General features: G+C 54.6%; 27 protein-coding genes and 1 riboswitch. Of the genes, 11 read left to right on the top strand and 16 right to left on the bottom strand.

Features of this window, described 5'->3' with window-relative positions:
- Positions 1-6 precede the first annotated feature (6 nt).
- The 12 genes from cbiB to thiD form a co-directional block, all read right to left on the bottom strand.
- Positions 7-948: an adenosylcobinamide-phosphate synthase CbiB gene (cbiB, locus tag BM347_RS07005; protein ID WP_093915725.1), complete on the bottom strand. Its 942-nt coding sequence runs from the start codon at positions 946-948 to the stop codon at positions 7-9.
- Positions 945-1,670, bottom strand: coding sequence for a hypothetical protein (locus BM347_RS07000; protein ID WP_245764226.1), 726 nt, complete (start codon positions 1,668-1,670; stop codon positions 945-947). Before BM347_RS07000 ends, cbiB begins: the two co-directional genes overlap by 4 nt.
- 214 nt (positions 1,671-1,884) lie before the next feature.
- Positions 1,885-2,634 (bottom strand): ABC transporter permease, encoded by a 750-nt coding sequence (locus tag BM347_RS06995; protein ID WP_093915724.1) that lies wholly within the window; start codon positions 2,632-2,634, stop codon positions 1,885-1,887.
- Positions 2,631-3,356 carry an ABC transporter ATP-binding protein gene (locus tag BM347_RS06990; RefSeq protein WP_093915723.1) on the bottom strand — a complete coding sequence of 242 codons (726 nt, stop codon included), beginning with the start codon at positions 3,354-3,356 and terminating at the stop codon, positions 2,631-2,633. The genes BM347_RS06995 and BM347_RS06990 overlap by 4 nt, the downstream gene beginning before the upstream one ends.
- Positions 3,353-4,033 (bottom strand): thiaminase II, encoded by a 681-nt coding sequence (tenA, locus tag BM347_RS06985; protein WP_175498524.1) that lies wholly within the window; start codon positions 4,031-4,033, stop codon positions 3,353-3,355. The genes BM347_RS06990 and tenA overlap by 4 nt, the downstream gene beginning before the upstream one ends.
- Positions 4,033-4,971, bottom strand: coding sequence for an ABC transporter substrate-binding protein (locus tag BM347_RS06980; protein WP_093915721.1), 939 nt, complete (start codon positions 4,969-4,971; stop codon positions 4,033-4,035). The genes tenA and BM347_RS06980 overlap by 1 nt, the downstream gene beginning before the upstream one ends.
- On the bottom strand, positions 4,968-5,981 hold the full coding sequence (locus tag BM347_RS06975; protein WP_093915720.1) for a HesA/MoeB/ThiF family protein: 1,014 nt from the start codon (positions 5,979-5,981) through the stop codon (positions 4,968-4,970). Before BM347_RS06975 ends, BM347_RS06980 begins: the two co-directional genes overlap by 4 nt.
- Positions 5,960-6,556, bottom strand: a complete 597-nt coding sequence (locus tag BM347_RS06970) for a thiamine phosphate synthase (RefSeq protein ID WP_093915719.1) — start codon at positions 6,554-6,556, stop codon at positions 5,960-5,962. Before BM347_RS06970 ends, BM347_RS06975 begins: the two co-directional genes overlap by 22 nt.
- Positions 6,553-7,326, bottom strand: a complete 774-nt coding sequence (locus BM347_RS06965; protein ID WP_093915718.1) for a thiazole synthase — start codon at positions 7,324-7,326, stop codon at positions 6,553-6,555. Before BM347_RS06965 ends, BM347_RS06970 begins: the two co-directional genes overlap by 4 nt.
- 3 nt (positions 7,327-7,329) lie before the next feature.
- On the bottom strand, positions 7,330-7,527 hold the full coding sequence (gene thiS, locus BM347_RS06960) for a sulfur carrier protein ThiS (RefSeq protein WP_093915717.1): 198 nt from the start codon (positions 7,525-7,527) through the stop codon (positions 7,330-7,332).
- Complete coding sequence (locus BM347_RS06955) at positions 7,511-8,506, bottom strand: FAD-dependent oxidoreductase (RefSeq protein ID WP_093915716.1); 996 nt, start codon at positions 8,504-8,506, stop codon at positions 7,511-7,513. The genes thiS and BM347_RS06955 overlap by 17 nt, the downstream gene beginning before the upstream one ends.
- Entirely contained in the window at positions 8,506-9,312 is an 807-nt protein-coding gene (gene thiD, locus BM347_RS06950; RefSeq protein WP_093916077.1) for a bifunctional hydroxymethylpyrimidine kinase/phosphomethylpyrimidine kinase, read from the bottom strand. Before thiD ends, BM347_RS06955 begins: the two co-directional genes overlap by 1 nt.
- 58 nt (positions 9,313-9,370) lie before the next feature.
- A riboswitch (TPP riboswitch) is annotated at positions 9,371-9,469 on the bottom strand.
- 406 nt (positions 9,470-9,875) lie between these two features.
- On the opposite strand from thiD, the gene BM347_RS06945 reads away from it, so the two are divergent.
- The gene (locus BM347_RS06945; protein ID WP_093915715.1) at positions 9,876-11,033 is read left to right on the top strand and encodes a tyrosine-type recombinase/integrase; all 1,158 of its coding nucleotides are present in this window, start codon (positions 9,876-9,878) and stop codon (positions 11,031-11,033) included.
- On the opposite strand, the gene BM347_RS17450 is transcribed toward BM347_RS06945, so the two are convergent.
- Together BM347_RS17450 and BM347_RS06940 are read right to left on the bottom strand one after the other, a co-directional pair.
- The gene (locus tag BM347_RS17450) at positions 11,030-11,530 is read right to left on the bottom strand and encodes a hypothetical protein (protein ID WP_139226458.1); all 501 of its coding nucleotides are present in this window, start codon (positions 11,528-11,530) and stop codon (positions 11,030-11,032) included. The genes BM347_RS06945 and BM347_RS17450 overlap by 4 nt on opposite strands.
- Before the next feature lie 9 nt (positions 11,531-11,539).
- Positions 11,540-13,186 carry an anti-phage dCTP deaminase gene (locus BM347_RS06940; protein WP_093915714.1) on the bottom strand — a complete coding sequence of 549 codons (1,647 nt, stop codon included), beginning with the start codon at positions 13,184-13,186 and terminating at the stop codon, positions 11,540-11,542.
- Between the two features lie 251 nt (positions 13,187-13,437).
- Between BM347_RS06940 and BM347_RS06935 the strand changes: the two genes are divergently transcribed.
- The 10 genes from BM347_RS06935 to BM347_RS06895 all read left to right on the top strand — a co-directional run bounded on the left by BM347_RS06935 (position 13,438) and on the right by BM347_RS06895 (position 20,143).
- Positions 13,438-13,680, top strand: a complete 243-nt coding sequence (locus BM347_RS06935; RefSeq protein WP_093915713.1) for a helix-turn-helix transcriptional regulator — start codon at positions 13,438-13,440, stop codon at positions 13,678-13,680.
- Positions 13,677-14,135 (top strand): hypothetical protein, encoded by a 459-nt coding sequence (locus BM347_RS06930; RefSeq protein ID WP_093915712.1) that lies wholly within the window; start codon positions 13,677-13,679, stop codon positions 14,133-14,135. The genes BM347_RS06935 and BM347_RS06930 overlap by 4 nt, the downstream gene beginning before the upstream one ends.
- A 252-nt stretch (positions 14,136-14,387) precedes the next feature.
- Positions 14,388-14,627, top strand: coding sequence for a hypothetical protein (locus BM347_RS17555; RefSeq protein ID WP_175498523.1), 240 nt, complete (start codon positions 14,388-14,390; stop codon positions 14,625-14,627).
- Position 14,628: 1 nt separating this feature from the next.
- A complete protein-coding gene (locus BM347_RS06925) occupies positions 14,629-15,567 on the top strand; it encodes a bifunctional DNA primase/polymerase (protein ID WP_175498522.1) in 939 nt (312 codons plus the stop codon).
- The gene (locus BM347_RS06920; protein ID WP_093915710.1) at positions 15,564-16,985 is read left to right on the top strand and encodes a DNA primase family protein; all 1,422 of its coding nucleotides are present in this window, start codon (positions 15,564-15,566) and stop codon (positions 16,983-16,985) included. Before BM347_RS06925 ends, BM347_RS06920 begins: the two co-directional genes overlap by 4 nt.
- 504 nt (positions 16,986-17,489) lie before the next feature.
- On the top strand, positions 17,490-18,053 hold the full coding sequence (locus tag BM347_RS06915; RefSeq protein ID WP_093915709.1) for a hypothetical protein: 564 nt from the start codon (positions 17,490-17,492) through the stop codon (positions 18,051-18,053).
- Positions 18,046-18,330, top strand: coding sequence for a hypothetical protein (locus BM347_RS06910; RefSeq protein ID WP_093915708.1), 285 nt, complete (start codon positions 18,046-18,048; stop codon positions 18,328-18,330). The genes BM347_RS06915 and BM347_RS06910 overlap by 8 nt, the downstream gene beginning before the upstream one ends.
- Positions 18,331-18,497: 167 nt before the next feature.
- Positions 18,498-18,872, top strand: a complete 375-nt coding sequence (locus tag BM347_RS06905) for a hypothetical protein (RefSeq protein ID WP_139226457.1) — start codon at positions 18,498-18,500, stop codon at positions 18,870-18,872.
- A 171-nt stretch (positions 18,873-19,043) separates the two neighbouring features.
- The gene (locus tag BM347_RS06900) at positions 19,044-19,703 is read left to right on the top strand and encodes a hypothetical protein (RefSeq protein ID WP_093915706.1); all 660 of its coding nucleotides are present in this window, start codon (positions 19,044-19,046) and stop codon (positions 19,701-19,703) included.
- Entirely contained in the window at positions 19,700-20,143 is a 444-nt protein-coding gene (locus BM347_RS06895) for a hypothetical protein (RefSeq protein ID WP_093915705.1), read from the top strand. Before BM347_RS06900 ends, BM347_RS06895 begins: the two co-directional genes overlap by 4 nt.
- A 209-nt stretch (positions 20,144-20,352) precedes the next feature.
- On the opposite strand, the gene BM347_RS06890 is transcribed toward BM347_RS06895, so the two are convergent.
- Positions 20,353-21,285 carry a hypothetical protein gene (locus BM347_RS06890; protein ID WP_093915704.1) on the bottom strand — a complete coding sequence of 311 codons (933 nt, stop codon included), beginning with the start codon at positions 21,283-21,285 and terminating at the stop codon, positions 20,353-20,355.
- 5 nt (positions 21,286-21,290) lie between these two features.
- Positions 21,291-22,370 carry a hypothetical protein gene (locus BM347_RS06885; protein WP_093915703.1) on the bottom strand — a complete coding sequence of 360 codons (1,080 nt, stop codon included), beginning with the start codon at positions 22,368-22,370 and terminating at the stop codon, positions 21,291-21,293.
- Position 22,371 lies beyond the last annotated feature (1 nt).

Raw genomic sequence — 22,371 nt, 5'->3', positions numbered from 1 at the left:
TGATCCTTAAAATATCGCAAACAGCGTTATGATAGCGGCAAGCGCGACCATCGTCCGCAGATAAAGCGCAAGACCCATCATAACAGACCCCGCATGCGCATCAGGTGCCCCGGCATTCACCCACGGCTCGTTCGCTATAGTGTCACCATATATGCGCGGGCCGGACAGGCGCAGATTTAACGCCCCAGCCATGGCGGCTTCGGGCCAGCCCGCATTGGGGGATCTGTGATGGCCCGCATCACGCAGCATGACCGAAACGCAATGTGAGGCCCTTCCTGACATCAGCGCGAACAACAGCCCCGTCAGCCGCGCGGGGATCAAGTTGGCGAGATCATCCAGCCGCGCGGCAACCATTCCGAAATTCTCGTAACGCGCAGAACGATGCCCGATCATGGAATCCATCGTGTTGATCGCCTTATACCCCACCAGCCCCGGCAGGCCGAATACCAAGCCCCAGAACACCGGCGCGACAATCCCGTCCGATGCGTTCTCGGCCAGGCTTTCCAAAGATGCGCGCGCAATTCCTGCATCATCCAGCGTTTCGGGGTTGCGCCCGATGATCATAGAAACAGCATGTCGGGCCTGAACCGTGTCCCCTTGGCCAAGCGGCCGGGCGACAGCGACCACGTGATCATAAAGCGATCTGGCCGCCAAGAACGGCCACGCCAAAACGCCACCGATCACGGCACCGCCCCAGCCATCCGGCAAAATAGAACTGATCCAAATACACGGCAGCACTGCACCCGTAAGGATAATAGCGACCAGCACCGCGCCAAGCAGATTTTGCGCGCGGACAGATTGTTGGGCATCGTTCATACGTAGCTCAAGCAGGGTGATGGCACGCCCGATCCACGTCACCGGGTGGCCGATCACGCGAAACAGCGGCGCAGGCCATGCAAGCGCGGCTTCGATCAGAAATCCGATCAAAAGGGCGGCGGCAAAGGTCAATATTCTGATCCCGTCGAAAATCGGAACGCCTCGGACAGCCCTGCGCGCGTCAGGATGGCTTCAGCCGTCTCGGGAACCGTTCCGGGTGCAAAGATGAACGCGCGCGCCGATCCTGTGTGTGCCCGCGCATGGCCCAATGCGCCCAACTGACGTGCAATTGCCGCGCTTGGGTCGCCTGATGGCCCGCGTAGACGAGTCGTGCGTTCCGCCGCTGCACTGGCAAGCGCCGCAAGCCTGGCCAAGTCAGACCTGTTTGCGGCCTGTTCCCAGAGCAGCACCAGATCAGAGATATCAGCAAATGCGCTGTCACAGGGATCGGTTCTGATCGGATCGCCCAAATAGCCGCCGACAATCTCGCATCTCGGCGGGGCCTTGAACTCGGCACAGATTTCCGCCCGCCGAGACGACCAAAGCACCCTGTCCGGCTGGGACAGCATCAAGGGATCTGTCGCCCCTTCGACCCGCAAACACGCCGCTGAAAGCCGCGTTTCATCCGCCCCCGCCGCCCGCGCAAGCGCTATCAGGCTCGCCGTGGATGACCCGGCCCCCACACCGGGCAAAATATTTCCCGACAGGCTGAAATCGCCGCTTGCGGGTTTTCCGGTAGCAGACAGCAAAGCTCTTAATTGATCGTGGGTCACCGCGGCGACGCCCGAATGACCCAAGCGTAACTCCGAGGCCGGCGCATAGGTTGCCTGCGCATAAAGCACATCACATTTCATGGTTATCACGACCACTGGCCCCTCCGGCCCCAGCCGCCCTTGCAGCCATTCCCCGAAATGGCCAGCAACCCTGTCCCGTCGCCCGATTGGCTGAGTATTTTCGCTAACCATCCGCATGTGATTGCTCAAATCAGAACTACCTTATCAAGATCAAGTCATATTGAGCATTGGGGCTGAAACGACAACCGCCAAGACAGCAGGGTTGCTTAGCACGTTAAGAACGGCCGGACCCGTGTGCGTAGTTTGACATCCAGTCCGCCAGACGGCCCACTGCGATGTGCAGCACCACGGTCAGACAGGCCAGCACGATCAGGCTTGCGAACATCAGGTCAATCTTCGCGCGGCCATTGGCCAGCAGCATCAGGTATCCCAACCCCTTGGACGCGCCCACCCATTCGCCAATCACCGCCCCGATGGGCGCATAGACCGCAGACAATCGCAGCCCCGTGCCAAGACTGGGCAGCGCACTTGGTATCCGGACATGCCGCATGAAATGATATTTCCCCGCCCCCATCGTGACGGACAAATCATGATAGCCCCGATCAATACGCGTCAGCCCATCGTGGAATGCCGATGCCACGGGGAAGTAGATGATAATAACCGTCATCACGATCTTTGACCCCATGCCGTAGCCAAACCAAAGCGTCAGCAACGGTGCCAATGCGAAAACCGGCACCGCTTGGGTAAATACCAAGAGCGGCAACATAAGCCGCTCAGCGGTTTTCGACAGGGCCAGATGTATCGCAGTCGCCGCCCCCAAAAGGGTACCAAGCACGAGGCCCAGCAAAACCTCGACCGTAGTCACCACCGCATTTTCCGCAATAATTGCGCGACTGCGATAGGCCGCCTGCGCAATACGCCAAGGCGAGGGCAATATGAAATGCGGCGCATTTGTCAGCATCACAGCACCCTGCCACAGCGCCAACCCCAGCAAGACCGCGATCAGGATGTCGCGGCCCCTCATGCGGCGACACCTCGGATATGGGACAACAGGCGGGTTTGGCAGGCAAGGGTTTGCGGGTCGTCGATGGCGCGCGGGGCTGGCGTGTCCGGCACCGGCCAGCGCGCGGTGCCTTGGGCGGACATGATGATGATCTGATGCGCTAGACGTGTTGCCTCGGACGGGTCATGGGTCACCAGCAAAACAGTGCGCCCCTGCAATGCCTCTGCGGCCAAGTCCTGCATGTCCGCGCGAGTTCCCGCATCAAGGGCCGAAAACGGCTCGTCCAGCAACACGACCGGGCGATCCTCGAACAAGGTCCGCGCGAGGGCAGCACGCTGGCGCATCCCGCCAGATAAGGTGCTTGGTTTGCTCGCTAGGTGGTCTGCCAGCCCCACCCGCACCAACAGATCAGCGGCACGGGCTGCGTCCGGAACCTCACCCCGCAGGCGGGCACCGATGCAGACATTTTCAAGCACCGATAGCCAAGGCAGCAAGAGGTCCGATTGCGCCATATAACTGATGCGCCCGGCCAAACCTACGCCGTTCGTCGCCGAAATATCGCCCGTGAACTGCCCGCCTGTTTCCAGATCAAGGATCAGCCGCAGGATGGTGGATTTCCCCACACCGGACCGACCCAGCAGGCAGGTCCACTGGCCGCCGGGCAGTTGGATATCGGCATCAAACAACAGCCGCCCGTCGATGTGGTGCTGTCCAGCAAAGCGAATCCCCGGCGGCACGGTCATTGGCAGCGCAATCCCATCTGCCAAAACCCGATCTCTAGCGCCGTGGCCGTCGTGAACCGGTTCTGCAACACATCAGCGCGGGGGGATGTGGCAAGATCACCGATACGCCGTGCAACAGCGTCATCAATCATCGTGCCGACAGATGTGCACAGCGATTGATAATCCGGATCAGCATAGGTGTTGATCCAATCGGCATAGGGCGTATCGGGATTCTTATCCCGCGCCAGCCGCAGACCGATTTCACCATAGCCCATCACACAAGGGGCTAATGCCGCCATCAAATCAAGGAAATCGCCCTGATGCCCCGCATCCAACACATAGCGCGTATAGGCTAGGTTTTCGGACGCCTCAGTCGCATCAAAAAGCGTTTGCTCGTCGATACCCTCTGCCGCGCAGGTTTGAACATGCAGTGCCATCTCGTGATTAACCAGCGCATCAACGGTTGCTGAACAAACCTTCATCTCGTCCAGCGCTTCCGATTTCACCACACCCAGCGACCACGCCCGCGCGAAATGCACCAAAAAGACATAGTCCTGCACCAGATAATGCAGGAACGCGCGGCGCGGCAGTGACCCGTCACGCAGCCCTTCTACAAAAGGATGGTTGGTATAGTCGCGCCACGGGTCTGCCGCCTTGGCCCGCCAATGGGCAAAGGTCTTGCCATAATCGGGGGCCATCAGTCTGCCGTCACATCAATGGCGATTTTTGACACGGAGTTCTGGCTTGGGATCAACCCCGCCTCGTTCAAAAACGTCTCGAACGCGGCATAGCGCCCGGCATCCATAGCGGCAGGGCGCAGCGCGAAACGTGGGATGGTATCGGCCCATGCCAAGGCGTTCAGCTCGTCTTGCAATTCGGCCGAGGTGCCGGAAAACAGTGCCCAGCTTTCTTGTGGGTTGTTCACAATATACTGGGTCGCCTGTTCGGTCGCGGCCAGAAAACGCGCGATCATATCTTTGCCCATGCTGTCACTGTTCGCGACATAGATCAGCTCGTCATAGGGTGGCAGCCCTTCTTCCTCGACAAAGAAACAGGTGCCTTCGATCTCTTCGATTTTCATCTGGTTCAGCTCGAAGTTCCGAAATGCGCCAATGACCGCGTCCACCTGACCAGACATCAGCGAGGGTGACAGCGACCAGTTCACGTTAACCAGTTCAACATCATCCGGCGCGACCCCGTTGTGGCGCAAGATCGCGCCCAGCACGGCCTCTTCGACACCGCCGACAGAGAACCCGACCTTTTTACCGGCCAAATCTGCGGGTGATTTGATAGGCCCGTCTTCCAGCGCCAACAGACAGTTTAGCGGCGTCGCGACCAAGGTGCCGACCCGTTTCAAGGGCAAGCCTTCGTGGATTTGCAGGTGCAGTTGCGGCTGATAGGAAATTGCCAGATCCGCCTTTCCAGCAGCCACCAGCTTAGGCGGGTCCGACGGATCGGCTGGCGCAATGGCCGTGACGTCCAGATTTTGATCGGCAAAGTAACCTTTTTCCTGCGCGATGATGATGGGGCCGTGGTTGGGGTTCACGAACCAGTCCAGCAGCACGGTCATTTCATCAGCAGCGATCAAGGGTGAAGCGGCCAGCAATAGTGCGACGGTGAACGAGGGTAGTTTCATGTGGTTTGCCTTTCAAAGTGTACTGTGTCGCCAACGGCAACAAGGGAGATTTCGCCAGCCCAATAGGACCGTAGATGTGTGGCAGCCTGCCAGGCCCGCAGACCGGACCGACATGCAAAGACGGCGCGCGCACCCGGCTTTGGGGCAGCGCTTTTCTGGGTGAATTGCGCGACGGTCATGCGCTGCGCGAAGGGCACGACGGGCATGGGGGCCTCGGCTTGGTCGCGTAATTCGACGACAAAGTCAGACGCCGATATGGCGGACGCTGCGATAAAGCCAAGCGCGGTGTCAGGCTCGGGCGCGGTATCAAAGCGAAAGCCGCCCGTGCGCAGGCTGTGCATGTCAAAGCTGATCAATTGTCCCAAGGGAGACGGTGATTGCCCGATCAAAACACCCAAAGCCATTTGCGCCTGTGCCGCCCCGATCATCCCGACCACTGGTCCCATCACCCCGGCAGTCGCACAGCTGGCCGCGCGATCCGGCAGATCAGGAAACACAGCGCGCAGTGACGGGGCCGTGCTGCAAAATCCGCCCACATAGCCCGAAAACCCCAGCACCGACGCGCTGATCAACGGGATGCCCGCCGCGCGACAGGTATCAGACAGAATATAGCTCACCGCGAAACTGTCGGCGCAATCCAGCACAAGGGTGCTGTCCGCCACAAGTTGCAGCGCGTTTTGAGGGTCAAGCGGCTGTGGTACTGTATGTATCTCACATTCGGCATTCAGACGGCGCAGGCTTGCTGCAGCAGCCTCAACCTTTACCGCGCCAATATCGTTTTCGCGAAACAGAACCTGACGGTGCAGATTGCTGAGCGATACGTGATCCCCGTCCACTAGGGTCAGATGCCCGACACCTGCCCCCACCAGATACTGAAGCACCGGCGCGGCCAGCCCGCCTGCCCCCACGACCAACACGCGGGCTGCGCGCAGGCGCGCCTGTCCGGCAGGACCAACCTCGGCAAGGGTTTCTTGACGGATGTACCTGCTCATCGTGTCGCCGCCAGCCATGCACGCACACGGGTCTCGGGGCTGTCATTCAACGTGATGTCCGTCACCGCCGCGACCACATCCGCACCCGCAGCAAAGGCCCCCGCCGCTCGGTCTATGTTCATGCCGCCAATGGCAATCAACGGCGTATCCCCGATTGCGACGCGCCATGTGGTCAGTTTTTCCACACCTTGCTGATGCCATTTCATCTGTTTCAGGATCGTCGGGTATATCGGGCCAAGCGCGATGTAATCGGGGCGCAAGTCCAGCGCGCGGGCAAGCTCGGCCTTGTCATGGGTGCTGATCCCAAGACGCAGGCCAGCACTTTGAATGGCCGCCATATCCGCATCATCAAGGTCTTCCTGACCTAGGTGGATATAGGTGCACCCCTCGTCAATCGCGATACGCCAATGATCGTTAATAACAAGCGTGCACCCATGTTCAGCGCAGATCGCTTTGGCGCGGCGGATGTGGTCGCACAGCACCATTGGGCTCACGTCTTTCATCCGCAGTTGCACCAGCTTGATGCCAAGCGGCACCAGACGTTCCAGCCAATCGGCACTGTCAAAAATGGGGTAAAACCGGTCTAGCGTCATTCTAGGAACGCCTTTCCAATGACAGGCGTGGAGGGGGCGGCCATATCGCGCGGCTCCATCGGGTCGGCGGTATGGGCAAGCTGCCCGGCGCTGACCGCCATCGCAAAGGCCGCCGCCATCGCCGCAGGATCGCCCGCCTTGGCCACGGCGGTGTTCAACAACACTGCATCAAACCCCATTTCCATCGCTTGCGCGGCCTGCGATGGCAGCCCAAGACCCGCATCAATCACCAACGGCACATCAGGGAAATGCGCCCGCATGGCCCGCAGCCCGAACAGGTTGTTCAGCCCCAAACCCGATCCGATGGGCGCACCCCACGGCATCAAAACCTCGCATCCCGCTTGCAAAAGCTTATCGGCGACCACCAAATCTTCGGTGGTGTAGGGGAAGACCTGAAAACCGTCTTCGCTCAGAATGCGCGCCGCTTCGACCAAGCCGAACACGTCAGGTTGCAGGGTATCTTCCTCGCCGATCACCTCAAGCTTGATCCACTTGGTGTCGAATACTTCGCGGGCCATATGGGCGGTGGTCACCGCCTCTTTGACCGAATGACACCCGGCCGTGTTAGGCAGAATGTGAACGCCAAGGCCCTGCACCAATTTCCAGAAATCCTGCCCCCCGCGATTGCGCCCGCTTTCGCGCCGCAGGGACACCGTCGCCACACTTGCGGTGCTGCGCGCAAAGGCATCGGCCAAAATCGCGGGCGACGGGTATTGCGCCGTGCCCAGCATCAGGCCGTTGGCCAGCGTCGTGCCGTAAAAATCACGCATCTCCTAGCCCCCCTGCATCGGCGCAAGGACTTCGACGCGGTCATCAGGCGCCAGCACATGCGCCGCCCGCGCAGGCGCGGCGACAAAATTGCCGTTCACCGCCGTCGCAACCTTGGCACCGCCAAAGCCTGTTCGTTCAAGCAGATCAGCCAAGGTCGCGGCCTCCACCTCGACCGCTTCGCCATTAAGCAGCAGTTTCATGAAATATCTCCGGTGTTTTGTCGTCACAAACCAACTCTGCCACCATCCGCGCCATCGCGGGGGCTAGCAAAAACCCATGCCGGTAAAGCCCGTTGGCACGGATCAAGTTCCCCCTGCGGCTGATACGGGGGACGTTATCGGGAAAGGCCGGGCGGCTATCGACGCCGATCTCGATCACTTCGGCCTCTCCGAACGCCGGGTGCAGCGCATAGGCGGCGCTTAACATTTCAAGCAGGGATCGGGCGGTGATACGGCGGCTATGGCCCCCTTCGATCATCGTCGCCCCGACCATAAACAAGCCATCCCCGCGCGGCACGATGTAGAGCGGAACACGCGGATGCAGCATACGTATGGGGCGGTTTAGCGCGACCTCGGGGCAGGACAGGATCAGCATCTCGCCCTTGACCCCGCGCAGATTGGCGATGCGGTCACGGGCCTGAAACCCGCGACAATCTATGGTCAGCCCGCGTTGTGCAAACTTGTCCGGGTTCGCATCCGCCACTTCAAATACCGCGCCATCCGCGACCAGCCCCGCACGCAATTGCGTCAACGCCGCGCGCGGGGCCAGATGTGCCTCGCTCTCAAAAAACAACCCTTTGGCAAAGCGACCCGCTAAATCAGGCTCCAGCAGCGATATCTCATCCACGTCAACTTCGCGAAACGCTTGGGTGCGGCGTGCAAAACGGGTCAGGTCTGCACGGTCTCGGGCCGGTGAAATAACCAGCGTACCGCAGCGGTGTACGGCACTTGTTTTCGCCGCCCACCAATCCGCCGCTTCTTGGCCCAACCTCACCACTGGTTCTTCGGCGCTTTCGCCCTCGCAAAACGGGGCAAGCATGCCACCTGCCCACCACGAACACGCCTGCGGGCCTAGGGCAGCGTTGCGATCCACCACGCGGACATCGGCCCCGCGGTCCAACAGCGCGCGGGCCGCGCATAGCCCGGCAACGCCCGCGCCTATGATCGTAATCCGTCCCATCACCACTGACCGTAAAAATGATGCACGGGGCCATGCCCCTTGCCAATGTGCAACGTATCCGCCGCTAGAATTGCGCCCTGCAAATATCGATGTGCCGCCCCCACAGCGGCGTCCAATACCACGCCCTTGGACAGGTTCGCTGCTATCGCCGCTGCATAGGTGCACCCGGTCCCATGGGTGTTCCGCGTCGCCACCCGGCCCGAGGACAGCGTCGCCAAAACACCGCTTTTGCCGACCAGAACATCCGTGCACGCGTTCCCCTGCGCATGGCCGCCCTTCATCAAGACCGCGGCGGGGCCCAAACTCAGCAACCGCATACCTTGCGCGGCCATTTCATCCGGCGTCTCTGCCTGTACCTCGCCAAGCAGCTGCGCCGCCTCGGGCAGGTTCGGGGTCATCAGCGTCGCAAGGGGCAGTATCTTATCGATCATTGCATTTATCGCTGACCGCTGCAGCAAGATATCCCCCGATTTGGCAACCATCACCGGATCAACCACGATAGGCCCGGCAAACCCCTCGATTGCGGCGGCTACCGCATCAATGATGGGTTCCGACGACAGCATCCCCAGCTTGATCGCACGCACATCGATATCTGACAGAACCGCTTCGATCTGCGCCACCACCAGATCAGCGGGCACCTCATGGATCGCGGTGACAGCCGTCGTGTTCTGCGCAGTGATAGCTGTGATCACGCTGGCACTATAACAGCCGTTCGCCGACATCGCCTTAATATCGGCCTGCACGCCAGCACTACCGCCACTGTCCGAGCCAGCAATCGTCAGGGCGATGGGGGTTGGGGCTGTCATTGCGCACATGTCTCCGTTTAGGCGGGACGTACGGACGCAAGAATGAGCCTGCGATGTCATTCGCAGAATACCCGTTCCCTACGCCGGTATGACCCGGATCAGGTTCGACGGGTCGGTGCGTGCACCTCTCAGCCCTAAGGCCCCCCGACGGATAATATTTCTGGTAGCTGACGACCTTAGAACGCGCCGACTACACTCAAGGGCGGACGCTAGTTCGGTGCCTCCAAGACTGCAATAGGCTTTTGTGAAAGACCGCTGTTAATTCTGGGAAGGGCTTGGAGCCGAAGGTCAAGAACCAAACAGGCCTCAAGTAGCCGAAGGCGGTAGGCCAAGGAACAGAATGGTGCGGGCGGTGGGACTCGAACCCACACGGGCACAAGGCCCAACAGATTTTAAGTTTTGATTCAGGATACTTTTTACAGCCTTTTGCGCCTTATAGCGGTCCGCAAGTCCATATAAACACGACATAAAACTCTTATGAGCCTCAGAATGACCTGAGGCAATCTAATCGAAAACGGGCCCGAGTTCGGGCTAACCGTCAGATTGCATAGGAGAAACGCTTCATGGCAACCAAACTCACACAAAGCGTGGTGGACAAAATCCGCCATGACCAAGAACCTGGGAAACAGATATATGACGCCGCTGTCAGCGGCCTTCGCATCGTCGTTGGCAAGAACAGCGCTAGCTACAAGTTGGTGGGCCGGATCAATGACGGAACGGATCGCTATATCTCTCTTCTCATTGGTCGCACGGACGAGGTGTCGCTGAAATCAGCCCGAGAACGCGCTCACGAGTTGCGCACGATACTGCGTCGTGGCGAAGACCCGAGAGCGCCTAAGGCCACGATACCGACCCTCAAGGAGGTCGCAGACGCATACTTTGCAACACGCGGTCAGGAACTGAGCACCCGGACTTTGGCGTGGTATAAAGCAAAGGTGGACGGATCACTTTCAACGTTGAAGAAAATTCCAGTGGATCGGATTGATCGCGCAACGGTTCGCGCCCTGCATGAAAAGCTGACGCGCAAGGCAGGACCATGTGGTGCCAACGGCGCAATGCGGGTTCTGAAGCTGCTGATCAACGACGCCGCCAGGACACATGATTTGCCTCCAAATCCGGTGACGCGAGGCGTCCGCATGAACCAGGAGAGGCCAAGAGATTGGGCAATTGGACCAGATGATATGCCTCTGCTTTGGCAGCAGCTAGATGATTTGGAAGATCGGGTTCGCCGCGGATGTTGGCTTGTGATGCTGTTGACTGGCTTGCGTCGAGGTGACGCTCAAACAATGAAGTGGGAACATCTGGATCAAGACGGGGTTCTTTCAGTGCCATCTCCAAAAGGTGGCGAGGCCAAGGCGTTCAAAATGCCTCTGCCTCGGCTGCTCATCCAAGAATTGGGTGAAGTGCGTGATCTAACACGGCCATTGGAAAGCCCTTTTGTGTTTCCGTCAACGGGCGCAATAAGTGGCCACATTGAAAATATGTCGCGAACAAAGGGCTTTCCGTATGCCCCTCATATGATGCGTCACACCTACCGGACCCATGCGATGGAAGCGGGAGTGGATTTTCAGACGGTGACGCTGCTGTTAAATCACGCCAATCCGCATGTGTCGTTTAACTATGTCACGAGGGCGCATCTGTTGGGCCATATGCGGGAGGCACAGGAGGAAGTTTGTGCGAGGCTGATTTCGTTTAGATGCAAACCTACCGACAATCGTTAAGCGCAATACACGACCGACCAATCATTTGTTTCTCGTTTCGAAATCTGACGGTTTAAGAATGAATGCAAAAGCTGTGCATGTGTTTGTTTTTGAACAAAAATCAGCAATGGGGTTTCCCCACGCTCAAAAAGCTCATGGTTCAATCTTTGTGAGATTGGCGCGTTATTAAACATGAAGTCAGAAGGTGACAAATCATGCCACTTTACCGCTGCTCTTGAGTATAAAGTTCTGCACTTCTCAAGCTGCCTGAAAATATGGTTACGACTACTACCTGGGACATCAAAGCGAATGGAAAACCTCATATCCAGAGCGACTTTTGGTGAAAATTCATCGATAAACCGGCATAAATCGGCCCCATGCACGGTATCCATAACAGCAATGGCAAGCTTGCTGTTATGTTGTTCAGTATCAAATTCAAAGCTCAGCTGATGCTCTTCTTCAAAAACCGGCTGTATCGGGCGTGCCGGTCGTTCAAGCCTTACAACATTAGTGGACATCGGTCTGGTTCATTTGGTCAAAGCTGCCTCAAGTTCTGGATACCCCATAGTAAGCGATGACCACTCATCCCCCCATTCTGGCGGAGACATTTCATGGTTGCCACTAACTTTGTCTTTAAGGCGCCACGTCTTCTCAAAGGCTTTGAGATAGAGTCGTGGAGCCACTCCAACGAAGGGGTGTATCAACATCTTTCCTGAGACGTTAGTGCTTTCTGCTGCATCCGTCAAAATTTTATCAGCCGATTTATGCTCCTCATGAGTGGTCAACACCATAGGGGGCACCCATTTTGATGTATCAACTTCGATGGAGTCGCCGTGTAAATCAGTTGCCAGGCTTTTTGGGTAAGGTTCAATGTACTGCACCTCATAAACACCCGCGCTTACGATATGACGCGCGCAATAGTGGCACGGGTACGTCGTTACGAACAGTCTCGTTCCCACTGTAGAAAAACCTTCTCGTCCGGCGGACAACAAGGCGTCCATCTCTGCGTGCACGGCCCGTGAAAATTCGAGCAAGCCGCCAACTGATGTCTTCCTGAGCTTAGCTCTCAAGCTTTCACGATCATCTACGCCCTTCAGCTCTGGAATCGCATTGATCAACTCATCGATAATTCGGTTTTGTTCTCGATTGCTGCTGCAAAATTTTTCACCTGATCTAAAAACACATCGATGGTCTTGCAAATTTCTTAGTGGGCCAGAGCCTTCGCCATAAACACCTCCACCTGCGGCAGGCACTTCATTCGCCCCCGTCGCGATTATCGTTCCATCTTTGTCAACCAATGAGGCCCCGACCTGGCGGGACAAACAGGAACTTCTAACTCGTGCAGAGTGGGCGTGATGCATCGCTGTTTCATCAATGGTCGGCCTAACCACCTTTGAGTGAGAAATTATATCCACCAACCTTGAACACTTTTCATCGAGCAATTGTTTCTCGTCAACGGGGTCAACTTCAGTATTATTGATAAAAAAGTCTGCTTCAAAGAAAGCATCTGTTACATGCTGCCCATATGACTTTTCGCTGTCGTCAGCATCTCGTTTTACAAATGCCCTGACTCGCTCCTTGTTGGCTTCCTGTTGCGCTTCAGGCTTAGTGAAATATTTCCCAAGGATACGGTCAACTCTTTCTGGTTCCTCGCAAACCACTCCAAGAAGAGCAAAAGAGCTCCCATAAATTCGGCGAAACACGTTCGTTTCCGATGGGTGTCGAATTGAGTCAATCAAATAGACCCGCTTCTTATCATCTGGCGCGACGGCCTCGCCCACATGGTAATCTAAATTTTGAGCTTCCGCCCTGGTTTTAGCGATTTCTCTCAACACCCCGAGCGCCACTTCGGAAGTATCTTTCTTTCGCATATCGTCGCCTAGGTTTTGCATTTCCTCAACCGTAGCCAACTTATCCTCAGCATCTGCGGACTTCGGTGGGTTTTGATCAGCGGCCCAAGTTCTAATTACAGTACTCGCTTTAATGATCGCGACTTCATAACCTGCCTCTTCACAAACCCTTTCCAACGAAGCTATGACTCTAGATCCCCCAGCACCCACTGGCCCAACCACACCAAAAAAGAGCTCTTTAGACCGGGCTCTAGCGATTTTTTCGGCCGTCTTAACTGTCTCTTTTGGCTCAGTGGTTCGGACGTTGAGTTTAGTAACAGGCATTCATTGATCCAATACAATCTAAGGTATAAGTCGCAGCTCAATATCCGCGTAAAAGTTTGCAACAGACTTCATGTTTTTCAGACAAAATTCAAGTCGATAAGGCGATATCCAACCTTTACTAACCCCAGCCAACTTCGAAAGCTCTTCCAAATTTCAACCCGCATTTAGATCCCCTTGGGAAGCGATGGGTTACATGAGGTTGCTACCGATACAAAATCAAAGCATGTCAGCCAAACCAAGGAACCCAAGGCATGCAACATCAAGAGATTTTGGAACGCCTTGAGCGTATAGAAACGGCGATCTCAACACCGGCCAAAGAATACCTAAACATCAAGCAAGCGGCCGAATTCATCGGCGTCAGCCGTCAAACTCTAGACCTGTGGCGCATGAATGCCGAAGGCCCTGCCGTGCACCGTGTCGGCACTCGCGTCCTTTACTCTGTTGCTGATCTGCGAGCCTATATGGATGAAAGACGGCATGAGGCGTTGCAATGAACGGCTCAATGAGTAGGAGCAATCATACGCGTGAGCTGATCCGCAAATATGACGCTGATAACTGGTCTGGGAAAACTGTATCAGACAAGGACGCAGTTCGAATTGGAATTGCCGTTCAAGCGGCAGTAGAGAGTTCTCGATTTGAAATTTTCCAACGTGATTTGACAGCAGGATGCGCTGAAATCGATTGGCGGCATGATCATCCCATGACCTTGTGGACTTTGGCACTTTACGCCAACGTATTTCCTGCCTGCGAGATGCCTCACGAGGTGCGCTTGACTGATGGTCTCATTCACTTTGCAGAGCCGTCAGTTGCGTTAGAACATTCAATAATCGACTTGTTTTGGAATAATCGTGACTTGGTTTGTCTCGCCCTGAAGCGGTTGAAAATCTCCTATTTACCTACAGGCCCCCAAGGGCAGCGCTCAGGCCTTCGGCCTTATCAGGGTTGGTGAACTCAGCCTGTGAGACTTTAAATAATCCTTAAGACAGCGCACGGTTTGAGCTCGTTAACATTTCCCGAATATGCCGCCTGACACCTATCAAAGCAAGTGATCGCGGGTCGCCTGTTTGCCGGAGTTGGACATCCCAACGTCCCTCGTTGGCATACGACGCAAACATACTGCAGCACTGTTTGATCGTAACAAGCGGGTCGCAAGACCACCATCAAACGACCCGCTCAATCAGGAACACAAGGAGCATAAGCAATGTCCTGTAATATTGAAGATAACGCACCACCCTATTCAACCACACCATCGTTGAGCGATTTTCTCACACCAGCCCAAACCGCTCGTATGACAGGGCATCCTGCAACCGTTCTGGCTGTCTATCGAAGCCGCCGTAATACGGGCCAATCATCTGATGCCGGACCTGATTTCATCAAGCATGGCACAGCCGTTTTCTATCCCAGATCGACCGTTGAAGCTTATATCGCAGAGAGAGGCTGATATGACTGGAAAAACAGACCCAGCCCAAATGACTGTACTTTCTGCTGCTGGATACACCCTGATCGCTCTGCATCCATGGGATGCCAAGACGAAGTGCCCGCGCACAGGCAGACTGCGCCTTCGGGGGAAATCACCAATCCACAATGATTGGACAACACGCCCGTATCGCAACGCTGACGCACTGGAACATGCCCGAAAAGGCGGCAATGTCGGCGTGCGCCTCGCAACAAGTGATCTTGTCGTGGATGTTGATCCACGGAACATTGACGGTGGGCAAAAAGGAAAGTTGTCTGCATTGAAAGCCATTGGCCTCAACCCAGACCACTTCCCAACCGTTCTAACTGGTGGTGGCGGCTTGCACCTCTACATGACTAAGCCTCCTCATCTTTCCGTTGTTGACGGATTGCCAGATGTCCCAGGGATCGAATTCAAAACCTTTGGTCGGCAAGTCGTTGCACCAGGTTCGTTGCATCCGTCTGGCAAGCCATATTTATGGTCCTCGGTGCCAGATGACTTATGGCTAGGTGCGCCCGGGGCACCCGAAAAGCTTCTGCGGCTCATCCGAAGGCCAAAACAACCTGTTGCCCTGTCTGGGCAAGGCATTGGGGAGCATCCACCAGAAGAGATTGCTGCAATCTTGGCCAAACTGGACCCAGAGGATTTTCGTGATCATGACAAATGGCTGCAACTAATGATGGCCTGTCATCACGCAAGCGCGGGTGACGCCAAAGATGAATTTGTCGAATGGTGCACAGCCGATCCGCTCTATTCAACCGATGGGCCTGAGATTGCTTATCGGTGGGACAGTTTACGCCGCCACGGCATCGGCCTTGGCACACTTTATATGTTCATGCGTGAAGCAGGGGCTGCGCATCTGATAGATCGACGCCCTCACTATGATTTCCCAGACGACCTTTCAAATCTGGAGGCGGTACAATGAGTTTGGACAATCGAGACATCCTGCAAAGTATTGCACCCAGCCATCTCGCAGCCGAAGCCATTTCAGGATCAGCATTGATCAAGGCCATGGGCATGTGGCTGGAATATGCCCCCGAGGAAAACAGATACCGGGAACTTGACAACGATGAGCTGAAAGGAATGATTTGGTCAGCACTCGAAGGTCAAACCTATATTCACAAAGGAAAGGATGGCCCAGAGGAAAAGCCGCTCCACCTGAACATAAAAATGTCGGCTGATATTCGTGAGGCGATGATCCATCTCACTTTGCAAAGGGGTGTCGAAGAACTGCCTTTCTGGCGAGACAAGCGTGATGATGATCCTGACCCGCGCAACCTTCTGCCTGTATCAAATGGGTTGCTGGATTGGCGTTCTGGGCAGTTGATAGATGCCACACCACGGTTCGTATCGACTGATTGCTCTGATGTTGCTTTTGATCCGAATGCCGCAACGTTCATGTGGGATATGTTTCTGGATGAGATTTTTGACGGTGATCTGGAACAAATCGATCTACTGCATGAAGTCATGGGATGCATTCTTACGGGGCAGAACAAATTCCAGAAGATATTCCAGCTCTTTGGCCCACCCAGATCAGGCAAAGGCACAATCAACCTGATGCTCACAAGGCTCTTGGGAATGCGTTCTGTGGCTTCACCACGTATCAAACAGATCGCTGATGGTGGCTTTGGTCTATCTTCCCTGATTGGCAAAAAAGCAGCCATTGTGGGGGACGCTCGGCTTGAACGGGGACGTAAAACGTCTGCCTTGACCGAACTTCTGCTGTCGACATCTGGGGGTGATCTTCAAACTGTTCAGCGGAAATACAAGGATGATTTCGTAGGTTATTTGCCAGTTCAATGGATGCTGATGTCAAATGAGCCCATACTCATGCATGACCTCACCGGCACAATTGCCACCAGAATGGTGCTGATGGAAACAAGGCGTTCATTTCTGGGGCGTGAAGATAACGCTCTATTTGAAAGGGACCTTTTGCCAGAAGCAGCAGGTGTTTTAAACAAATGCCTTGAAGCCGCCAGATGCCTGTTAAAACGTGGGAAATTCCTTGTTCCATCCTCCATCAAAGGGCGGCAAGCAGAGATACTGCGTGAAGCTTCAACTGTCACTGCCTTTGCCTCTGAATGCTTGATAGAAGACCCTGCGGCTGAAACACCCAAGCAGGACATTTATGCAGCATTTGAACGCTATTGTCAGGGTCATGGTCGGCTCAGTTCAGATAGTAGCATATTTTGGCGGGATTTACGCTCATCTGGTAAGTTTCGGGACGATATGGAAAAGCGTAGCAGAACCAATGGACGACGCGTGCAAACCATAAAAGGCTTGCGTGTCCAGCTTGATGAAGCCGCTTTGCCATTTGACCCTGCAGACGATTTTCTTGATTGATGCCTCCGCTGGCCAAAAGCCCACTGTGCACGTGTTTAAAGCGGTCAGGGGTATTTGCCGAAATGTGCACCGAAAATCCAAACCGGTCAGGCATGAATGCTAGCTGGTCGGGGGTCGGTCAGGGGTGGATGGCTCTACCCCTGACCGCCTAAGTGTTTGTTTCAGAATATCTTATTGATCCTGTTGTTAAAGGGGTCAGGGCGGTCAGGGTTATTTCTCAGTTATCGTATAAGAACAAAAAAACAAAAAGCCGTATATATATAATGTATACTAAATAACCCCGACCGGCCTGACCCCTTAAAATCGTTATTTCGATGTGTTTTTCGGCAGCAGGCAGAGGGTATCTGGATCAAAGGGCCAAACGCCCACTGTGCACGTGCCCAAAGCAGCTGCACTCAACGCTGGTTTCCCACAGTTCAATTCCACGGCATTCTGGCACCACAATCAATATCATCAATCAAGCAATCAGCAACCAGGCTTCAAACGGCCATTGAGAGAAACGACATGTACGGACGACAACTCAGCGGTCCCAAGAAAATAGGCCATCGGCGTGTTGAGCCGACCACGGTCGAAACCAAGCGGGAATTTCTGGCTGCACTGGCTCAAACTGGCAATGTCAAACTTTCCTGCAAGCGTGCAGGCATAAGTCGAAGTGCTGCTTACCATTGGCGTCTGACGGACCCCGAAGTGGCCTCTGCATGGGACCTTGCATTGCATGCCAGCCTGGATGGGCTGCGGGAAGAAGTCGTTGAAACTGCCCGTACAATGAGCTTGGGACGTTGGATTGAAGTGCTTGATGAGAATGGCCAGCCCGTTCTGGACGATAATTTTGAAAAGGTCATGCAATATGACGTTTCCCATGTTGATGCTCGTGTCTTGATCAAACTCCTGGATAAAGCCCTGCCTTCTGCTGATGGGGCAGCCACAACGTCAATCACGGTGCAAAACGATACGCATGTTCATACTGCCCCCAAGCCGATGCCAAAACTTGTCAGGCCTTCGGTGACGGCCGATGTGGTCGATGCCGAGTTCGTATCCGAAATTGACGAGGACACCATAAATGTCTGATTGGCCTGAAGTCCAAACCTGCTTTGTCCTGCCAAGTGGTGTGGCGACACTTCCCTTTGAGGGTGGAGCGATTACCTGCCGGGTAACGCTGGGCCACATCAATGCTCCTGACACTGGCTTGCTGGAAGAAATGCAATCCAAGGCAGAACCAGTGCCTTGGCGGAATACACAAATACGCGATGAGGCCATTGCGGCGATTGAAACCAGGAATGACCTTGGCGAAGACAAGCGGGCTAAACTGCTCGCCCACGTCCGTCAAACGCCATGGTATGAGTGATTGCTAATCCAATGTCTTTCATTCATCCAAAATAGGGCTTCCTAATCAACCACTTGGAAAGCTCTCAACTCCAGGCCCGGACACAGGCCCAATCGGCTCGCTGGCTTACGCAACAACGTCAGCACGGTATCGTTCTGGCGTATGTTGCAAAGGCGAGAGATTCCGAAATGGCTGCATTGTCACCACGTCCGCAGCCCCCGCTTCCGGCTATTCGTTACAAGGATACTCAGGCCAAAGCAGAGGCCTTGGTATCCGAAGCTCTGGGTGAATATGCCCCAAAGGCAGGTCTTACCATGCGGGCGAATGCGGTCAGGCTGTTGGTATCAATGTGGTATTGCCACGGCTCAACCAAATTCCCACGGGGATGGGTGACGCCTGCAATGCAGGCCTTTCTCGATCTGGGATTGGATTGCCCCAACGCAAGGGTATGGCGGTCCTATCGTTCTGACATTCAGGATAACCCAGGCCAATTCCTGACGACGAATAGTGCCCCTGTTGATCTCATCCGTCAGATGGAACTGGACCTCATGGGCAGCGGCTAAGCCAGCATTTCACAACCCAAAGTCAAACGCTGGTCCTCCACGGTACAAAAACACGGCAATGTCCGACCACGCTGAGCTCCGTGTTTATCTCCTTTTCTGCGAACTCAGCGGCTACAGGATCGTGGTGTGGGACCGCTGATCCTGTAGCCCCGACACGAACAGAGGATCGATATGGACAAAGATGGAACAGATAAGCGGCTTGCTGAGCTAAAGGCAGAACGCCAACGCCTCGGCTCAGAACTCGACCTTGCCCGCAATGAGGCCCGCGAAGCATTGATTGACGGCAAGAGGCCATCCAATTCAGCTGCTGCGTTGGCAGAGCGCATCTTTATTGTCGACGACGCCATTGCTGAGTTGTCCAACCGATTGGGGGCAGCGGCTGAAAGTGCGGAACGTAACAATCGAAAGCGACGCGCCGAAGCCGCACTTGATGCCACTTCAAAACGTACCAAACTGGCGGCATCCGTTGATGAGGCACTTGTCGCTTTGGCTTCCAACTGGAACGCTTATGCTGAGGCTCTGCGCAAAGATGTTGGCCAAGTATCAGGTGCAGGCGGCGACTTAACGGCTGTTGAACGCGCCCTGACCAACAACCGCTCTGCTGAACCGTTAGTCAAAGCATTGATTGCTGCGGGTGGTGTGAGCTTTGCTCGGTCTTTGGGCATAGATACCCCGATCCGAGAACGTCATGCCACGCCCCTGACGGATGCCGAAGGACGGGTGGCTGAAAGCCTGCGGGCCGAACTGCTCCGAATAAAAGCATCATCCCCTCAGCCGAATGTCTCTCGTGAGGCAAAAGCTGAACTGAATCAAATGGAGACAAACCTATGAGCACCGAAGGACAACGCCATGCTGCTGAATTGGCACGCCTGGAGGCACGCAAGAAAGAATTGGACGACGCTTTGATGCGGTTGGCCCGCGATGAAGCCGAAGCCCTGGAAGTTGCTGAATTGGCCCAACAGGTCCAGCAACTCGAAAACGAAGTGGAAGCCGCTCGTGTGGCCACAAATATGGAGAAGACCATGACCGACCCAAACAACATTAAGAAAGCTGCTGCTGACAATCGACAGAAAGCAGAAGCCGAACTCGACAAGCTGGCAAAATCTGTCCAGCGGGACGGCGAAACCTTCGAGAAAGCCTATTTTCGCGCGCTTGAAACAGACATGGGCAAAGCAATCATGCAAGCCCGTGATGACGCACAGGAACTGGAACGCGGTGGCATTACTTCAATGGATGTGGTCGAGGCACACAAGAAACTGGTGGATGGCTGATAGGCCATCCGTAGGCTCAGTTGACGCATTTCAGTCAACAAAATGGACCTATTTAGGGCCTTACGAGTCATCAGAAGTATCAACTCATTGCTCTTAAAGCACTTTTCAACGGAAATCGTGAGACTTCGAGTCCGGCGACTTCTGGTGATCTACCGCCAACACACGTCAGTTGGAGTTTTCTGGCAAAACCGCAACCTAATAGCACAGATCTATAATGTAGGTATATCGCCAACCTTGCCTTCAATCCAACCGACCACGTCGGCTCGCAAATCTTCGGTCAGTTCAATGTTCCCGTCATAAGTTGCATGCAACAAGCGTATCCTATCAAAAACGGTTATCTGGCCGCTGAGGCCAGCACGTCTAACCTCATCGGTGCCTATTACGAAAGGTGCGACTATTCCGGTACTTGGTTGTACGGCCGCGTCCAAATATGTCTTCCATTCGTCCGCGTTTGGCGTATGAATCTTGGATCGCCAATTGGTCCCGCTAGCGCATTGCAAAAAGTATGTAGGCGTAGCCTCTCTTGTGTCCGGAAATTCTCTGTAACAAACAATGTCCAAACCGCCATCCTTGGCAGCATCCGGAACCCAAAGATCAAGCCTCAGTGACCCAAGCGTATTTAGGTGACCGCAAAGCTCTTCAACGATGTTAACAATGCTCACTGCGTTATCAGGTGACCAACCAGCCCTTACCACACGCCAGCCAGGTAGGAGACCGGGACAAATCTCTTCGATCACTCGCTCAAAAAGCTCACCCTGAACGGAGAAATTCCGGTGTCTCTCGGCCCACTCCGAGTAATACTGCTGAATAGAAAGGACTAGAAAGAATGCTCGAGTTGGATCTTGCCGCCAGTCTGAAGCATCTCGAATTCGTGCACCCTCGATTACTAACTGGTCAGGAACTCCACCCCAACGCTTGCGTGTTCCAATTTCCGCCCAACCTCGATCCGCAATTTCGTGAGCCAAATCTTGACCACCGTCAGCACAGATATTCTCCTCAATCAAGATGTCCACAATATCGCTTTTGGACACTTCATTCTCATCAAAGAGCAGAGATGCCTCTAACCAATCTGCAAGAGTATTTGTCTCGATATTTATGGTGTTCACAGAACGTGAAAAATTCTTACCAGGAATTTTGAGCATACTAATTACAACTCGAAAATTTTATTTATCTGAGCAACATTGGCTGATAGGCGTTTGACAACACGTATGAGTTTTTCATCTTGAGCATAGTGATGGATTGAGGAAAGTGCTTCCTCTACATTATATGCAGCCGTTGTCATCAATTCGTACAATTCCTCTTGATCACCACCTGCAATTACAAACGCTTTTTCTAGACTCGGCCGCTTGACTGTTCTGAGGTAATCTAGTCCCTCGTCACTCGCCAGCACTGTCGCAAACTTATCTACCTGCCTTGAATCTGTGACGACAGGCGCGTTCTCTTCGTCACCAAACAGCCAGCGCGCATATTCTTTAAGATTGACGATGTGGTTGTCGGAAACAGGTGGTCTTACGTCTTTTGGCTCAACATCAAACTTGTCTGCTACCCCGAGAAAGTCGCGTACTGCGCTTCTTGCAAGGGACAAGAACAATACGCTGAACTTGTCCTCTACTTTGCCAATGTCCAATCCTTCTGTATCCTCCATTTGGATCAAGATTGAATAAGCAATATAATTGCGTTGAACGGTCGGAGTCTTACTCCCAATTTGGCGCATTACATCGCGATAAGTAAGGCCATTTTCATCGATTAATTTAGAAATGAATTGGGCTTTCTCCGGGGGAGCCCACTCCTTAATCCCGGTGACGTGCCTGAAACCCAGAAACGCATCAACCTCCTCTCGGGCATCCAAGCGAATGAAAGGCACTTCTCCAAACAATTTGTCTGGTTGGGCCACGCCATCGATAATTTCCAGCCATTTGCGAGAGGTTTCGTCACCTCCAAAAGTCTTCTGTAGCCTTTTGAGGGCCGCAATCCGCCGATTGCCCTCAATTACAACTAGACGCACATCCCCGTGGATTTCCTCTTCCACACAAAGAACAGCTTCGTGCGCCCAAAAACCGCTCTCTAAGAATGACGTCGCCAGTTCTTCCAACGACCAGTCCCGCATCAGATTGAAGATTTCATCTTGCGCTAGGTCTTTGTTATGCGCAGAGCGCCCGAGCCGAGGGTTCCTTGGATCAAGCGCAATGGAATCGAGATCAATATATTCAATTTTTCTCTGCTTCATG

The organism is Sulfitobacter marinus, assembly GCF_900116285.1.
Taxonomy (GTDB): domain Bacteria; phylum Pseudomonadota; class Alphaproteobacteria; order Rhodobacterales; family Rhodobacteraceae; genus Sulfitobacter; species Sulfitobacter marinus.
The sequence above is the reverse complement of the archived record's forward strand: the minus strand, read 5'-3'. Positions and strand labels throughout refer to the sequence as shown.

Coding starts and splice junctions, on each gene's coding strand:
- BM347_RS07000 (WP_245764226.1), bottom strand. CDS start 1,670: ATGAAATGTGATGTGCTTTATGCGCAGGCAACCTATGCGCCGGCCTCG.
- BM347_RS06995 (WP_093915724.1), bottom strand. CDS start 2,634: ATGAGGGGCCGCGACATCCTGATCGCGGTCTTGCTGGGGTTGGCGCTG.
- BM347_RS06990 (WP_093915723.1), bottom strand. CDS start 3,356: ATGACCGTGCCGCCGGGGATTCGCTTTGCTGGACAGCACCACATCGAC.
- tenA (WP_175498524.1), bottom strand. CDS start 4,033: ATGGCCCCCGATTATGGCAAGACCTTTGCCCATTGGCGGGCCAAGGCG.
- BM347_RS06980 (WP_093915721.1), bottom strand. CDS start 4,971: ATGAAACTACCCTCGTTCACCGTCGCACTATTGCTGGCCGCTTCACCC.
- BM347_RS06975 (WP_093915720.1), bottom strand. CDS start 5,981: ATGGCTGGCGGCGACACGATGAGCAGGTACATCCGTCAAGAAACCCTT.
- BM347_RS06970 (WP_093915719.1), bottom strand. CDS start 6,556: ATGACGCTAGACCGGTTTTACCCCATTTTTGACAGTGCCGATTGGCTG.
- BM347_RS06965 (WP_093915718.1), bottom strand. CDS start 7,326: ATGCGTGATTTTTACGGCACGACGCTGGCCAACGGCCTGATGCTGGGC.
- thiS (WP_093915717.1), bottom strand. CDS start 7,527: ATGAAACTGCTGCTTAATGGCGAAGCGGTCGAGGTGGAGGCCGCGACC.
- BM347_RS06955 (WP_093915716.1), bottom strand. CDS start 8,506: ATGGGACGGATTACGATCATAGGCGCGGGCGTTGCCGGGCTATGCGCG.
- thiD (WP_093916077.1), bottom strand. CDS start 9,312: ATGACAGCCCCAACCCCCATCGCCCTGACGATTGCTGGCTCGGACAGT.
- BM347_RS06945 (WP_093915715.1), top strand. CDS start 9,876: ATGGCAACCAAACTCACACAAAGCGTGGTGGACAAAATCCGCCATGAC.
- BM347_RS17450 (WP_139226458.1), bottom strand. CDS start 11,530: ATGTCCACTAATGTTGTAAGGCTTGAACGACCGGCACGCCCGATACAG.
- BM347_RS06940 (WP_093915714.1), bottom strand. CDS start 13,186: ATGCCTGTTACTAAACTCAACGTCCGAACCACTGAGCCAAAAGAGACA.
- BM347_RS06935 (WP_093915713.1), top strand. CDS start 13,438: ATGCAACATCAAGAGATTTTGGAACGCCTTGAGCGTATAGAAACGGCG.
- BM347_RS06930 (WP_093915712.1), top strand. CDS start 13,677: ATGAACGGCTCAATGAGTAGGAGCAATCATACGCGTGAGCTGATCCGC.
- BM347_RS17555 (WP_175498523.1), top strand. CDS start 14,388: ATGTCCTGTAATATTGAAGATAACGCACCACCCTATTCAACCACACCA.
- BM347_RS06925 (WP_175498522.1), top strand. CDS start 14,629: ATGACTGGAAAAACAGACCCAGCCCAAATGACTGTACTTTCTGCTGCT.
- BM347_RS06920 (WP_093915710.1), top strand. CDS start 15,564: ATGAGTTTGGACAATCGAGACATCCTGCAAAGTATTGCACCCAGCCAT.
- BM347_RS06915 (WP_093915709.1), top strand. CDS start 17,490: ATGTACGGACGACAACTCAGCGGTCCCAAGAAAATAGGCCATCGGCGT.
- BM347_RS06910 (WP_093915708.1), top strand. CDS start 18,046: ATGTCTGATTGGCCTGAAGTCCAAACCTGCTTTGTCCTGCCAAGTGGT.
- BM347_RS06905 (WP_139226457.1), top strand. CDS start 18,498: ATGGCTGCATTGTCACCACGTCCGCAGCCCCCGCTTCCGGCTATTCGT.
- BM347_RS06900 (WP_093915706.1), top strand. CDS start 19,044: ATGGACAAAGATGGAACAGATAAGCGGCTTGCTGAGCTAAAGGCAGAA.
- BM347_RS06895 (WP_093915705.1), top strand. CDS start 19,700: ATGAGCACCGAAGGACAACGCCATGCTGCTGAATTGGCACGCCTGGAG.
- BM347_RS06890 (WP_093915704.1), bottom strand. CDS start 21,285: ATGCTCAAAATTCCTGGTAAGAATTTTTCACGTTCTGTGAACACCATA.
- BM347_RS06885 (WP_093915703.1), bottom strand. CDS start 22,370: ATGAAGCAGAGAAAAATTGAATATATTGATCTCGATTCCATTGCGCTT.